This is a genomic window from Paenibacillus sp. CF384, assembly GCF_900106745.1.
Lineage (GTDB): Bacteria > Bacillota > Bacilli > Paenibacillales > Paenibacillaceae > Paenibacillus_Z.
Genome location: NZ_FNNV01000010.1, coordinates 59,351 through 73,423, shown reverse-complemented (window position 1 = coordinate 73,423; position 14,073 = coordinate 59,351). Strand labels below are relative to the sequence as shown.

At 49.8% G+C, this 14,073-nt stretch carries 11 protein-coding genes; 9 read left to right on the top strand and 2 right to left on the bottom strand.

The annotated features are described in order from the left end of the window. Positions 1–54 precede the first annotated feature (54 nt). From accD to BLW29_RS17170, 5 genes are all read left to right on the top strand, one after another. Positions 55–927 (top strand): acetyl-CoA carboxylase, carboxyltransferase subunit beta, encoded by an 873-nt coding sequence (gene accD, locus BLW29_RS17190; RefSeq protein ID WP_090981785.1) that lies wholly within the window; start codon positions 55–57, stop codon positions 925–927. After that, positions 917–1,921: an acetyl-CoA carboxylase carboxyltransferase subunit alpha gene (locus BLW29_RS17185; RefSeq protein WP_090981783.1), complete on the top strand. Its 1,005-nt coding sequence runs from the start codon at positions 917–919 to the stop codon at positions 1,919–1,921. Before accD ends, BLW29_RS17185 begins: the two co-directional genes overlap by 11 nt. Before the next feature lie 50 nt (positions 1,922–1,971). Then, the gene (gene pyk, locus BLW29_RS17180) at positions 1,972–3,726 is read left to right on the top strand and encodes a pyruvate kinase (RefSeq protein ID WP_090981781.1); all 1,755 of its coding nucleotides are present in this window, start codon (positions 1,972–1,974) and stop codon (positions 3,724–3,726) included. 91 nt (positions 3,727–3,817) lie between these two features. Continuing rightward, positions 3,818–4,336, top strand: a complete 519-nt coding sequence (locus BLW29_RS17175) for an acyl-CoA thioesterase (protein WP_090981779.1) — start codon at positions 3,818–3,820, stop codon at positions 4,334–4,336. A 1-nt stretch (position 4,337) separates the two neighbouring features. Beyond that, positions 4,338–4,730 (top strand): FxsA family protein, encoded by a 393-nt coding sequence (locus BLW29_RS17170; protein ID WP_090981777.1) that lies wholly within the window; start codon positions 4,338–4,340, stop codon positions 4,728–4,730. Between the two features lie 396 nt (positions 4,731–5,126). Here the strand turns inward: BLW29_RS17170 and ytvI are convergent, their stop codons facing one another. Beyond that, the gene (gene ytvI / locus BLW29_RS17160; protein ID WP_090981773.1) at positions 5,127–6,248 is read right to left on the bottom strand and encodes a sporulation integral membrane protein YtvI; all 1,122 of its coding nucleotides are present in this window, start codon (positions 6,246–6,248) and stop codon (positions 5,127–5,129) included. A gap of 203 nt (positions 6,249–6,451) precedes the next feature. Between ytvI and ppk1 the strand changes: the two genes are divergently transcribed. After that, complete coding sequence (gene ppk1 / locus BLW29_RS17155; RefSeq protein WP_090981772.1) at positions 6,452–8,518, top strand: polyphosphate kinase 1; 2,067 nt, start codon at positions 6,452–6,454, stop codon at positions 8,516–8,518. On the opposite strand, the gene BLW29_RS17150 is transcribed toward ppk1, so the two are convergent. Continuing rightward, a complete protein-coding gene (locus BLW29_RS17150) occupies positions 8,509–10,038 on the bottom strand; it encodes a Ppx/GppA phosphatase family protein (protein ID WP_090981770.1) in 1,530 nt (509 codons plus the stop codon). The genes ppk1 and BLW29_RS17150 overlap by 10 nt on opposite strands. 301 nt (positions 10,039–10,339) lie before the next feature. Here BLW29_RS17150 and citZ point away from each other — a divergent pair, with 301 nt between their 5' ends. The 3 genes from citZ to mdh all read left to right on the top strand — a co-directional run bounded on the left by citZ (position 10,340) and on the right by mdh (position 14,019). Then, positions 10,340–11,452: a citrate synthase gene (citZ, locus tag BLW29_RS17145; RefSeq protein WP_090981768.1), complete on the top strand. Its 1,113-nt coding sequence runs from the start codon at positions 10,340–10,342 to the stop codon at positions 11,450–11,452. Positions 11,453–11,644: 192 nt separating this feature from the next. After that, positions 11,645–12,937, top strand: coding sequence for an NADP-dependent isocitrate dehydrogenase (gene icd, locus BLW29_RS17140; RefSeq protein WP_090981766.1), 1,293 nt, complete (start codon positions 11,645–11,647; stop codon positions 12,935–12,937). Between the two features lie 140 nt (positions 12,938–13,077). Then, a complete protein-coding gene (gene mdh, locus BLW29_RS17135) occupies positions 13,078–14,019 on the top strand; it encodes a malate dehydrogenase (RefSeq protein ID WP_090981764.1) in 942 nt (313 codons plus the stop codon). Positions 14,020–14,073 lie beyond the last annotated feature (54 nt).

The window sequence follows — 14,073 nt, the reverse complement described above, 5'->3', positions numbered from 1 at the left end:
AAAGCGCAACAATGTATTTCTAAAAACTACTGCGCCCCCAAAGAGGTGTCTTTTGTGTTCAAGGACTTATTTCATAAAAAGAAATATGCCACAATTCCTTCGGGCCAGCCGAGAACGAAGCCGGATATTCCGGAAGGCTTAATGTCCAAATGTCCGAAGTGCGGCAATATTCAATTCAGCAAAGAAGTCGAGAAAAACTTAAAAGTATGCCCCAGCTGCGGCCATCATTTCCGGTTGAACGCTTGGGAACGGATCGCCATTACGCTCGATGAAGGGCGTTTGGTTGAATATGATGCGGATTTGGTATCGGTTGATCCGCTTCCTTTCCCGGGGTATGCGAGCAAGCTGGAAGCTCAGAAGAAGAGCTCCGGACTTAAAGATGCAGTCGTTACAGGAGAGGGGACGATCGGCGGATTGCCGGTCGTCGCCGCTTTCATGAGCTTTGATTTCTTTGCAGGAAGCATGGGTTCTGTCGTCGGCGAGAAAATCACGCGTGCGATCGAACAAGCCCATGCCAAGAAGCTGCCGATGCTCATCTTCTCCACATCAAGCGGCGCGCGGATGCAAGAAAGTATTCTTAGTTTGATGCAAATGGCCAAAACAAGCGCGGCATTGGCAAAGTTCCAAGGCGACGGCGGTCTGTACATTTCCGTTATGACCGATCCTACCACAGGCGGCGTCTCCGCAAGCTTTGCGATGCTTGGCGACTTTAATTTGGCCGAGCCCGGCGCCCTTGTCGGTTTTGCCGGTCGAGTGGTAATCGAGCAGACGATTCGTCAGAAGCTGCCGGACAATTTCCAAACCGCAGAATTCAATTTGCAGCATGGACAGCTTGACAAAGTTGTTCATCGTAAAGAAATGAAAGCAACATTAGCTAAATTGCTTGATATGCATTCGGTAAAGGGGGAAATTATCAATGGCGGGTGAGCTGCCGTTTGAGAAGCCGCTTAACGAGCTGCAGAAGAAGATCGAAGAGCTGAAGAAATTCGGGCAAGAGTCGGGCATTGATTTCAGCGATGAAATCAGCCGGCTGGAGGACCGTTGTAAACAGTTGCAGGAAGAGCTGTATGAAGAATTGACGCCCGCGCAGAAGATGCACTTGGCGCGTCATCATGGCCGACCAACCTCTCTGGATTACATAGGGATGATTTTCACCGATTTCATCGAGCTGCACGGAGATCGTCTGTTTGCGGATGATCTCGCTATTGTGGGAGGACTTGCTAAGCTGAACGGCGTACCGGTTACGGTAATCGGCCATCAGCGCGGGAAAGATACGAAGGACAATATTGCCCGTTTCTTCGGCAGTCCGCATCCGGAAGGGTTCCGCAAAGCATTGAGACTCATGCAGCAGGCGAATAAATTCGGTCGTCCTATTGTAACCTTGATCGATACGAAAGGCGCATATCCCGGGAATACGGCGGAGGAGCGCGGTCAATCCGAAGCAATCGCTCGTAATCTTCGTGAAATGGCTATGTTCGGCGTTCCGATTATTTGCGTGGTTATCGGGGAAGGCGGAAGCGGCGGGGCTTTGGCACTTGGTGTCGGCAACCGCGTGCTTATGCTGGAGAATGCGATTTACTCGGTTATTTCGCCAAACGGCGCAGCATCCATCCTATGGAAAGATGCTTCGCGTGCAGATGAAGCGGCTGCAGTAATGAGAATAACTGCAGATGATCTGCTTGAGTTCGGCATCGTGGAAGAGATTATCAAGGAGCCGCAAGGCGGGGCGCATCGCGACCTGGCTGTGCAGTCCGAGACGATTAAAGAAGCGATCTGGCGCCATCTTGGCGAGCTGTCCAAGCTTTCCTCAGAGGAGCTTGTCGTAGATCGTTACAATAAATTCCGCAAAATCGGTCAATTCCATGCTCCCGAGCCGGAAGCTGACCTGATTGTGGACGAGATCGAATCAGCGCAAGTATAGAGAATAGCAATTTAAATGTGAACGTATCAGACGGAGGATGGAATTTACTTATGCGTAAAACGAAGATCGTATGTACGATTGGCCCTTCCAGCGAATCGCTGGAAAACACGAAGAAACTCATCAATGCAGGCATGAATGTCGCTCGTCTTAATTTCTCGCACGGCGACTTTGAAGAGCACGGCAACCGAATCAAGAATATCCGTCAAGCTTGTTCCGAGCTTGGCAAGACCGTCGCGATCCTGCTCGATACGAAAGGTCCGGAAATTCGCCTCGGCAAACTGAAAGAAGAGCCGATTGAACTGAATCAAGGCGAAACGATCACACTTACAACCGAAGAGATTCTTGGTGACAAGAATCGTATTCCTGTAACGTATGCGAACCTTCCTGCAGATGTTGAAGTAGGTTCCACAATTCTAATCGATGACGGCTTGATCGGCCTTACGGTTGAAGAAGTACAAGGTACTGAAATTCTTTGCCGTATCGTAAACAGCGGTCCAATCAAGAGCAAGAAAGGCGTTAACGTGCCAGGCGTACATATTTCCCTGCCTGGTATTACGGAGAAGGATGCTAACGATATCGTATTCGGTATCGAGCAAGGCATTGATTTCATTGCCGCTTCTTTCGTTCGTAAAGCGACAGACGTTCTTGAAATTCGCGAACTGCTTGAGAAGCATGGCGCGAGTCACATCCAAATCATTTCGAAGATCGAGAACCAGCAAGGCGTGGACAACCTCGATGAAATTCTTGAAGTATCCGACGGCCTAATGGTTGCCCGCGGCGACCTTGGCGTAGAGATCCCGGCTGAAGAAGTACCGCTGGTACAGAAGCAAATGATCCAGAAGTGTAACCGTGCAGGCAAACCTGTAATCACAGCTACACAAATGCTGGATTCCATGCAGCGCAACCCGCGTCCGACTCGTGCGGAAGCGAGTGACGTAGCGAATGCGATTTTTGACGGTACGGATGCGATCATGCTTTCCGGTGAGACAGCTGCTGGTAAATACCCGGTAGAATCGGTTCAAACGATGTCCCGCATTGCCGTGCGTGCGGAATCAGCGCTTGATTACCGTGAGATCTTCACGAAGCAAGCAAGAGCGCAACAAACGACAGTAACAGAAGCGATCAGCCAAGCAGTTGCCAACTCTGCACTGGATTTGGACGCGAAAGCGATTATCACTTCGACAGAGAGCGGCTATACGGCGCGCATGGTTTCCAAATACCGTCCGAGATCGCCGATCGTAGCCGTTACGCCGCAAGAGCAAGTCATGCGTCGTCTGGCACTCATCTGGGGTATTATCCCGGTTCTTGGCACGCCTGCTGAAACAACAGATGAAATGTTCGATATCGCTGTACAAGGCGGAATCAACTCCGGAATCGTGAAGCTTGGCGATACGGTTATCATTACAGCCGGCGTACCGGTTGGACGCTCCGGTTCGACGAACCTGATCAAGATCCATACCATCGGTGAAATGATTGCCAAAGGTCAAGGTATCGGCAGCCAAAGCGCTACAGGTAAAGTTGTTGTTGCACGTACGCCGCAAGAAGCCATTGCGAAGACAACAGAAGGCTCCATTCTCGTAACTGTTTCCACTGACAGAGAATACATGCCTGCGATTCAGAAGGCTGCTGCAGTCATCACTGAGCAAGGCGGTATCACTAGCCATGCTGCAATCGTAGCGCTTAACCTTGGGATCCCTGTAATTCTAGGCGTTCAGAACGCACTTGAGCTTTTGCAAGACGGTTCCGAAGTAACGGTTTACGCTGAAGTCGGCGTTATCTACTCCGGTCAAGCTAAAGTAATGTAAGGCATGCTTTGTAAAATAGAAGCGATGGTGCGCAAGCACCGTCGCTTTTTGGCTATACGGTGCGATATCTGGATAAAGGATGGATTCAAGCATGACAGAAGCAGATAAAGAGAACATTCTCTGGCATTTGCATCCCCTTCGCGTACGGTATCAGGAAACGGATCAGATGGGCGTAGTGTTTCATGGGAACTATGTGACATGGTTTGAAATTGGCCGTACTGAGCTTGTTCGAGCTTTGGGGATGACTTATGAAACGGTGGAGAAGCAAGGCTTGCTCCTGCCGGTCGTCGACTTGGACTGTTCTTATGTATCGCCGGCCCGGTATGATAATAACGTCATCATCTGTACGCGTTTAGAACAATTTTCACCCATTCGTGTATCATTTCGTTCGGAGATCCGCCTTGTCGAAGATACGGACCACATTTCGCTAGGTTGGTTTCAAGGCAATGAGCCGCCTGGGAAGCTGCTTGTACGAGGTGGGACTCGGCATGTGTGGGTTAACCGGGATTGGCGGCCTTCGAGGCTGGATAAGCTGCTTCCTGCGCTTTACAGCATGATGCAGGCTGTTGCAGATGGAGTCGTGCCGCACAAGGAAGAGGGAGGCTGCTAATATGCTGAAATGGATTATCGCCGCAATAATTATCGTTCCCGCCATCGAGATGTGGGGCATTATCAAGATGGGCCACATCATCGGCGGCTGGTCAACCTTCGGCCTCATACTCATTACGGGTTTCGCAGGAGCGCAGTTAGCCAGAAGCGAAGGTCGCAAAGCATTCATGGATGTCCAAGCCCAAATCCAAAGCGGCAGACCCCCTGGCCACGCCATGCTAAACGGTATCTGCATACTCATTGGCGGACTGCTGCTGCTCATGCCCGGCTTCTTCACCGACATCATCGGCGTGACCTTGCTGCTCCCATTCACACGCCCCTTCTACCGATTGCTCATGCTTCGCTGGTTAGAGAAGAAGCTCCGCAACGGCTCGCTAACTATTCGCAGAAGGTAGACAAGCGGGCTTGAAGCATCAAAGAAACGCTGCGAAGTTGCAACCCTTAGCTAATAAAAATGGGGATTATATGCAAAATAGCCTCTGTGACAACCGTTACAGTTTTGAATGTAGTGTATACAGGAAAAGAAGCTTGGCCAAAGGCCAAGCTTCTTTTCTATCAGGAGCGCCAAAACTGAAAGCGTGTCCCGTAGGGACGAAAGCGAGTACTGGGCACGATGTAACTAAGGAGCTGCTTAGCAGCTCCACCGCCAACCTTCCGGGTGTCCAGAGGGACGGGTCCCTCGGGGTCCCCCTTCTAGGGGGATTTAGGGGGTCTCTAACGTAGGGGGTGTATTTAGAATTAATAGTTTTGAATGTTTAATCAATGGGGTCCAAGGGGGAAGCTCCCCCTACCTATTTCGGCTTTGGCCCACGAACCACAAACCAATACAAATCCCGAAACACATTCGCTCTATGTATAGCGGTCAAGATTACGAGTGAAACCGGCCCGATAATCAGTCCGAGTACCCCGAACAGCTTGAGGCCGACGAACATCGCAATGAGTGTCGGCAGTGGATCGAGACCGACGCTGGTCGCGAGTACTTTCGGCTCAATCATTTGTCGTGCAACGAGGATGACGCCGTATAGAATAGATAAACTGATTCCGAGCGATACATCGCCATATATAAAAGTATAGGCGATCCAAGGTACCATAGCGGCTCCGACACCGAGATAAGGGAGCAGGTCGACAAGCCCGATCAGCATACCGATCGTGACCGCATAGTCGACTCCTATGATAAGCAGACCAACGGTTACCACAATGGCTGTGATGGAAATCATAATGAACTGTGCACGTACATACCCAAACAAGGCTTTTTGCAAATCGGCCCAAACGATGGATATGGACTTGCGAAGTTCGGCGGGAAACCAATGGGACATGCGTCTGACATGCTGGCTCCAGTCTTTGCTTATGAAGAAAGCCGCGAGCAGAACGACGACCATGATGGTGGCTACATTCGGCAGCGATGTAATGATGCTAACGATCCCGTTTAAGAAATAGGTTATAATATTGGTACTCGTTTGTGCCAATAAATTAGCCGTATCGTTAATCTTTGAATTAATCGTTTCTTGATAATTGGGATTATCTTGATAGAACGCGTTGAGCTTCTCGATCAAGTTCTGAATCTCCGGGGAAGCGACAATGATTTCGAACTGATCGCGCCACCAGTCAATGGAGCTGCTTAGCGATTTGGACAAATGAATGATTTCCACCACGATTCGCGTCACGAGCGCGGAAACGATGGTCACCATCGCGGCAACGAAAACCAAGAGCGTGAACGTAACGCCAATCCAGCGCGGTACCTTAAGTCTTCTTTGCAAAAGATTAACAATGGGATTTATGGCGTAAGCAAGCAGCCATCCCAGCAGAAACGGATACACAAGCGGAGTTACATATACGACAGCAAGCACGAATGCTACGATTCCGGCAACGAGCATTAAAATGCGCCAGATACGCTTCCATATGACACGGTCCATACAGCGATCACTCCTTCAAATGTGAAACAGGAAAAACGTTCCTCTTCTTATTGTATAATTGTAGCATAGGCGATATTTCGATGTTTATCAAAAAAAAAATTTAGTCATAAAGTCTCGTCTTTACATGGCGTTTACAATAGTTTAATAAGGAAGAAACAAACAAACTACATAATTGGGATAATCGACAAGCAGGAGGATCCGGAATGAATAAAACGATATCACCATATGTAAACCGCGACTTAAGCTGGGTCGAATTCAATCGAAGAGTGCTTGAAGAAGCACAGGACCCCGATAATCCGCTGCTCGAGCGAGCCAAATTTCTGGCAATTGTCTCAAGCAACTTGGATGAATTTATGAGTGTGCGCGTTGCAGGCATTCAAGATCAAATGAAAGCAGGCTATACGAAGCGGGATTTCACTGGCTATACACCTGCCGGCCTGTGGAAGCGATTAATGAAACGTACGAATCAAATGGTTGCGGATCAATACCGCACGTACCGCGAAGTCATGCGCGGCTTGGCAAAGGAAGGCATCTGCTTCCGTCCCATTGAAGAACTAAATGCACAGCAGCTCAAGGCTGTAGATGAATATTTCTATGACATTGTGTTTCCGGTGCTGACGCCGATGGCGGTGGATCAAAGCCGTCCGTTCCCGTTGCTGCATACGAAGGAGCTCTATCTGTCCGTTATTCTGGGACGGGAGAATATGCCGGAGGAAGAAGAGCCTTTCTTCGCAATCGTTCAAGTGCCTTCGATCCTGCAGCGGTTTATTTCCGTACCGGGACGAGTAAACAGCAAGAAGAATGAATTCGTGCTTCTTGAAGAGCTGATTGAACGACATATCAACACATTGTTTAACGGTTATACGACGATAGCGGTGGATCCGTTTCGTTTAACGCGTAATGCCGATTTGACGCTGAATGAAGAAGGCGCCGAGGACTTGCTCGAGGAAATCGAGAAGGAGCTTCGCCGCCGCAGATGGGGACTTCCGGTTCGTTTGGAATATGGGAAGGGTATACACCCGTATGCCCTTCAAATGCTGAAGGAAGAGCTTGAGCAGGGGGAAAATGTATTTGAAATCGACGGGCCGCTCGACCTGAGTTTTCTGATGCGCTTTGCCAATTCGCTGTCGCCCAGCTATGAATCGTTGTTGTTTGAACGGATTGAGCCCGTTTACCCCCAAGAGTTTGAACATTCGGATGATATCTTCTCCGTTATCCGGCAGGAGGATGTGCTTCTGTACCATCCGTATGAGTCGTTTGAGGCGGTAAGTGATTTTGTAGCGGAGGCTGCAGAGGATCCTGATGTGCTTGCGATCAAAATGACGTTGTACAGGGTCAGCGGTCAATCCGCGCTTGTTCAGGCGCTCGCCATGGCGGCGGAGTCCGGCAAGCAGGTAACGGTGGTCGTGGAGCTTAAAGCACGGTTTGATGAGGAGCGTAATATTGCATGGGCGAGGCAGCTTGAGAAGGCGGGCTGTCATGTCGTATATGGTCTTGTCGGATTAAAGACGCATGCCAAGATCACGCTCGTGGTGCGCAGGGAACAAGGCATGCTTCGCCGATACGTGCATGTCGGTACAGGTAACTATAATGACAGTACGGCCAAACTGTACACAGACATCGGACTGTTTACATCGCATCCGATTATCGGTGCCGATGCATCGGCGTTGTTCAACGAGGTAACAGGCTATTCGTCTCCTTACGAATGGAAAGCATTCGGCGTCGCTCCGTCTGACCTGAAGGAGAAGCTGTTTGATTTGATTGATCGCGAGATCGCCCACGCGGCAGCAGGCAAACCTGCTCATATCATCGCAAAAATGAACAGCCTATCGCATCAAGAAATGATCGATAAGCTGTATGAGGCGTCGCAGGCCGGTGTCAAGATTGAGCTGATTATTCGCGGCGTATGCTGTTTAAGACCGGGCGTACCCGGCCAAAGCAGCAATATCCGAGTGATTAGTATCGTTGACCGGTTCTTAGAGCATTCGCGCATCATTTATTTCCATAACGGGGGCGAAGAGGAGCTGTACTTATCCAGTGCAGACTGGATGACGCGAAACCTAACCCGCCGAATCGAATTGATGTGTCCTGTATTTGATGCGAGATTGCGCAGGAACTTATTCAATGTGCTGCGTCTGAACTTGGATGACAACAAAAAGGCCCGCGAGCTCCAACCAAGTGGAAACTACGAGCCAGTTCAGAATGATCTTCCGGTTCTGCGGAGTCAATTTCAAGCGAAAAACATTCGCAAATGGAAAACTTATCGGTAATCCGGCGTATGGAGGACGGGAATTAATCCCCATACCTTCTTGAAGTCACCGGCGAGCGCGTCGACTTCTTTCCGTTCAACGGCGAGCATGCCTTCGGCGCGAACGGCGCGCAGATGAAGCTTCCCGCCTGCAATCTCAATTAGGAGCTTGCCGATGGCTTGGGTTTCACTGCGATCGAGCGCGATGGCCAGCTGCAGTAAGGTACCCAGCTGACATATGTGGTTGATATCTTCTTCGTTAAGCATCGGTTTATAGGCTGCAGCAATTTGCTTGACGCGATTTTTACCTTTGAAGGAAGCGATGGATGCGCATATAAGCAGCTCTAAATGCGATAGTCCGTTAATATGCGAATTGATCATCAGATAAAAGGTATGCTTTCGATAATCGTAATAATCGATGCTGGCTCCGATTCGGTGAAGGATCGAAGCGACATCAATCAGCTGCCGCGCCTGGACCGGATTTCGCACCTGCGATTGCAGCGCATCCATCAGGCTAAGCACAATGCGATTGACTTGTGAGGTATGCTGCGTCGGCGCCTCGGGATGCAAGGCGGCCAGATTGTTGACGCTGTAAGTAAGGACGTCATCCAGCCTTGGCCGCTCTGGGAAGCGAGTAGCGTAGAAGAGACCGTCGCGCAAGCCTGCCCCGCAAACGATATAATGTGAGGCACCTATGAGCCGATAAATCATACGTAGAATAGCAATGCCGGGGACGATGATATCGACCCTGTCCTTCGACAAGCCGGGTAATTTACTGCGCTTATCAAGAGGCTCCTTACGCATCAGTTCAAATAAACTGTCCGTCGACTGAGCCAATAAAGGGTAGTTGTTAGTGCTTTCGAAGGGGTACTTTGTATGTGCCTGATGTACCTTGCCGAGTGCTCGCACAGTGCCTCCAACTCCAATTAGCGGGTTTCCCGGACTCAATTTAAGCCATGTTTCACGTTCAACAAATTCGGTTACATACTGCTCGAGCTCTCGTAGCTGCTGGTCGGCTAACATACCTCCCTTGGCAAACCGGCGAGTCATGCTGACGCAGCCGAAAGGGAACGAAACGGCTTGTACGAGCGTGCGATTCTTAAATAGCGATACTTCCGTGCTTCCGCCGCCGATGTCGATGAGGAAGCCGTCTTGGATGTCCATGGAATTGATCATGCCGAGAAAGCCGTACCCGGCTTCTTCTTCTCCTGACAGCAATTCAATGGGCAGCCCTGTTTTCGATTCGATTCGGTGGAGCACTTCACTTCGGTTCGATGCGTTGCGAATAGCTGCGGTTGCTACAGCGCGAATAAGTCCTGTACGATGATGCGCGCAAATTAATCGAAAGTGATTAATCATATCTACAAGCTCGTCAATTGTGCCGGAAGGCAGTGCTCCTTCATCGTCCAATTGATCGCTGAGGCGGGCTGCACGTTTGCTTCCGTCGATGACGCGATGAGCGCCGCCGGAAGTCCGTTCATAGATGACAAGCCGGATGGAGTTGGAGCCGACGTCGATGATGCCAATTCGCTGTTCCGTCATAAGTAAGCCCCTTTCGTGTCAATGCGAGTTCTAATGCTATTATCACATCTTACCATTTCTACAGCGGTGCAATAAAGTGCTTGTTCATGAGGGTAAAAGCATAGGAATTTGGGAAAAATCATTGCAGGAAAGGTGAAGAAAAAAACCTTTATGGTGCCGATAAATCAATTTTATGTCCGATTTTGTTCACTTCCCGGTCAAAATCCGATATGATTAGAACGACGATAGGGAACTCGAATCCAATTATTGTTATTTGTGACTCCATTATTTTAAATAAAAAGAGGTCAAAGGAGAGAGAAAAATGACAGCAACCAAAGGTCTAGAAGGCATTGTCGCAACGACATCCTCGATCAGCTCGATCATCGATGGCGTACTGACATATCGTGGAATCGACATCGATGATCTTGCGGAGCACGCTTCTTTTGAAGAAGTGGCTTACTTACTCTGGTACGGCAAGCTGCCAAACCAATCCGAACTGGACGAGTTGCTTGGTCAACTTAACGAGTTTGCGACTGTACCGGCAGGGGTGCTGGAACAATTGAAGCTCTACCCTAAAAATACAAATTCGATGGCAGCTCTTCGTACAGCGGTTTCAAGTCTAGCCCTGTTTGACGAATCGGCTAACGATATGTCGCAAGAGGCGAATATCAAGAAAGCCATCAAGATCCAAGCTCAAATCCCTACGCTGGTTGCGGCATTTGCACGCATCCGCCAAGGTCAAGAACCGGTAGCACCGAAGAGCGGAGTCTCCATTGCTTTCAACTTCCTCTACATGCTAACAGGACAAGAGCCCGATCAAGTAGCTGTTAAAGCACTGGATCAAGCGCTTGTATTGCATGCAGACCACGAGCTTAACGCATCCACATTCGCAGCACGTGTAACGGTTGCAACGCTTTCGGATATTTACTCCGGCGTAACATCCGCAATCGGCGCTTTGAAAGGTCCTCTTCACGGCGGTGCGAACGAAGCCGTTATGGTTATGCTTGAAGAGATCGGCTCTTTCGATAATGTAGAATCCTATATTAACGCGAAGCTTGCGAACAAAGAGAAGATCATGGGCTTCGGTCACCGCGTATACAAAGGCGGCGATCCGCGCGCGAAGCATCTTCAGAAGATGTCCCGTGAGCTTGGCAAACTGACAGGCAACATGGAGCTTTACGAAATGTCTGTTAAGATCGAAGAGCTTGTAACCGGACAAAAGGGACTGAAGCCAAATGTTGACTTCTACTCCGCATCGGTTTACACTACGCTGGAAATTCCGCGTGACCTCTTCACTCCGATCTTTGCCATCAGCCGTGCATCCGGATGGACAGCGCACATTCTTGAGCAATACGAGAATAACCGCCTGATTCGCCCTCGTGCTGAGTACACAGGACCGGTAGACCAGAAGGTAACGCCAATTACACAGCGTTAAGAATCAAGCTCCAGCAGGCACAGGCCTGATGGCGCCTTGCAAGAGGGCGGGGTGCCGGTGCACAGCCACTAGGTTGTGGGGCCGGCTCCCGTCAAGTTATGTTTATCGATCGTAACTCATTAATCACGCGTGTGCTTCGAGTCATAGTCATGCACTCAAGGAACAACGCATAATCTTAGGAGGAATTCATTCATGCAACTCGAAAAGTTCGCACTGCCAACTGAAGGCGACAAAATTACAATCGATAACGGTGTTCTTCAAGTTCCTAACAACCCAATCATTCCTTTCATCGAAGGCGACGGCACAGGCCGTGACATCTGGAAAGCGTCCAAGCGTGTTCTGGATGCAGCTGTTGAGAAAGCATACGGCGGCGAGAAGAAAATCGCATGGTACGAAGTATTCGCCGGCGAGAAAGCATTCAACACTTATGGCGAATGGCTTCCTGCTGACACACTGACTGCAATCCGCGAATACATCGTAGCAATCAAAGGACCTTTGACTACGCCAATCGGCGGCGGTATCCGTTCCCTGAACGTAGCGCTTCGTCAAGAGCTTGACCTGTATGTATGCTTGCGTCCTGTTCGCTACTTCGACGGCGTACCTTCCCCGGTAAAACGTCCTGAGCTGGTAAACATGGTTATCTTCCGTGAAAACACAGAAGACATCTACGCAGGTATCGAGTACCAAGAAGGTTCCGCTGAGGTTAAGAAAGTGATCTCCTTCTTGCAAACCGAAATGGGCGTTAACAAAATCCGTTTCCCAGAAACTTCCGGTATCGGTATTAAACCAGTTTCCGCTGAAGGCTCCAAACGTCTTGCACGTGCTGCGATCGAATACGCGCTGAAACACGGCCGTAAATCGCTGACACTGGTTCATAAAGGCAATATCATGAAATTCACAGAAGGCGCGTTCAAGAACTGGGGCTACGAAGTGGCTGAGCAAGAGTTCGCAGACCAAACTTTCACTTGGGGTCAATACGACCGCATCAAAGAAGCAGAAGGCACTGACGCAGCTAACAAAGCTCAAAAAGATGCAGAAGCAGCTGGCAAGCTGATCGTGAAAGACGCTATTGCCGACATCGCATTGCAACAAGTACTTACACGTCCTACAGACTTCGACGTGATCGCAACGCTTAACCTGAACGGTGACTACCTGTCTGATGCACTGGCTGCGCAAGTTGGCGGTATCGGTATCGCTCCGGGAGCTAACATCAACTACTTGACTGGACATGCAATCTTCGAAGCAACTCACGGTACAGCTCCGAAATACGCTGACCTTGATGTTGTAAACCCAGGTTCGGTTATCTTGTCCGGCGTAATGCTTCTTGAGCACCTTGGCTGGCAAGAAGCTGCTGATTCCATCTACAAAGGCCTGGAAACAGCAATCAACAACAAAACCGTTACTTATGACTTTGCACGTCTGATGGAAGGCGCAACGGAAGTGAAATGTTCCGCATTCGCTGACGAAATCATCAAAAACCTGTAATTCACCCATACGAAGCACGTCCCCTTGGGGTCCTTCTCAACTTGAGGAGGACCCCAAGGACTTATCCTTTGGAATCCCAGCCGGCTGATGTAGGATTTAGACAGGCGTAAATTACATTTGTTTAAGGGAGGCCGTTTGTAATGGCGATTAAACGGAATAAGATTACAGTTGTAGGTGCAGGTTTCACAGGTGCTACGACAGCATTGATGCTTGCACAGAAAGAGCTTGGCGATGTTGTGTTGGTCGATATCCCGCAGCTTGAGAACCCGACTAAAGGCAAGGCGCTTGATATGTTGGAATCGACACCGGTTCTTGGTGTGGACGCCAGAATTACAGGTACTTCCGACTATGCAGATACAGCTGGTTCATCTGTAGTAATCATTACGGCCGGAATCGCTCGTAAACCGGGCATGAGCCGTGACGACTTGGTCAACACCAATGCCGGCATCGTGAAATCGGTTTGCGAAAACATTAAAACGACCAGTCCGGATGCTTATGTGATTATTCTTTCTAATCCGGTCGATGCGATGACGTACGCGGCATACAATACGCTTGGCTTTCCTAAGAACCGAGTGATTGGCCAATCCGGCGTACTCGATACGGCACGGTACTGCACGTTCATTGCACAGGAGCTGAACGTATCTACAGAAGACGTTCGCGGTTTCGTTCTTGGCGGTCATGGCGACGATATGGTGCCGCTTGTACGGTATTCCAACGTAGGCGGCATTCCGATCGAGAAACTGATTCCGGCAGATCGCATTGAAGCGATTGTGCAGCGTGCACGTGTTGGCGGCGGCGAAATCGTCAACCTGCTGGGCAACGGCTCCGCTTACTATGCTCCTGCTGCATCGCTCGTTCAGATGACAGAAGCGATTCTGAAGGACAAGAAACGCATCCTTCCCGTAATCGCACTGTTAGAAGGGGAATACGGCTACAACAACCTATTCATGGGCGTACCGGTTATTCTGGGCGGTGACGGCATCGAGAAAGTATTCGAGCTTGAGCTTACGGAAGACGAGAAAGCGGCACTCGAGAAGTCCGCTAACTCCGTTCGCAACGTGATCGCGGTCGTTAACGGCTAATAGAGCAAGACACAGCTCATGAAGCACATGAGACCCTGACAGATTCTTCGTCAG

What these genes read in the sequence shown, in the direction of transcription:
- BLW29_RS17185 (WP_090981783.1), top strand. Translation starts at nt 917, where the DNA reads ATGGCGGGTGAGCTGCCGTTTGAGAAGCCGCTTAACGAGCTGCAGAAG.
- pyk (WP_090981781.1), top strand. Translation starts at nt 1,972, where the DNA reads ATGCGTAAAACGAAGATCGTATGTACGATTGGCCCTTCCAGCGAATCG.
- BLW29_RS17175 (WP_090981779.1), top strand. Translation starts at nt 3,818, where the DNA reads ATGACAGAAGCAGATAAAGAGAACATTCTCTGGCATTTGCATCCCCTT.
- BLW29_RS17170 (WP_090981777.1), top strand. Translation starts at nt 4,338, where the DNA reads ATGCTGAAATGGATTATCGCCGCAATAATTATCGTTCCCGCCATCGAG.
- ytvI (WP_090981773.1), bottom strand. Translation starts at nt 6,248, where the DNA reads ATGGACCGTGTCATATGGAAGCGTATCTGGCGCATTTTAATGCTCGTT.
- ppk1 (WP_090981772.1), top strand. Translation starts at nt 6,452, where the DNA reads ATGAATAAAACGATATCACCATATGTAAACCGCGACTTAAGCTGGGTC.
- BLW29_RS17150 (WP_090981770.1), bottom strand. Translation starts at nt 10,038, where the DNA reads ATGACGGAACAGCGAATTGGCATCATCGACGTCGGCTCCAACTCCATC.
- citZ (WP_090981768.1), top strand. Translation starts at nt 10,340, where the DNA reads ATGACAGCAACCAAAGGTCTAGAAGGCATTGTCGCAACGACATCCTCG.
- icd (WP_090981766.1), top strand. Translation starts at nt 11,645, where the DNA reads ATGCAACTCGAAAAGTTCGCACTGCCAACTGAAGGCGACAAAATTACA.
- mdh (WP_090981764.1), top strand. Translation starts at nt 13,078, where the DNA reads ATGGCGATTAAACGGAATAAGATTACAGTTGTAGGTGCAGGTTTCACA.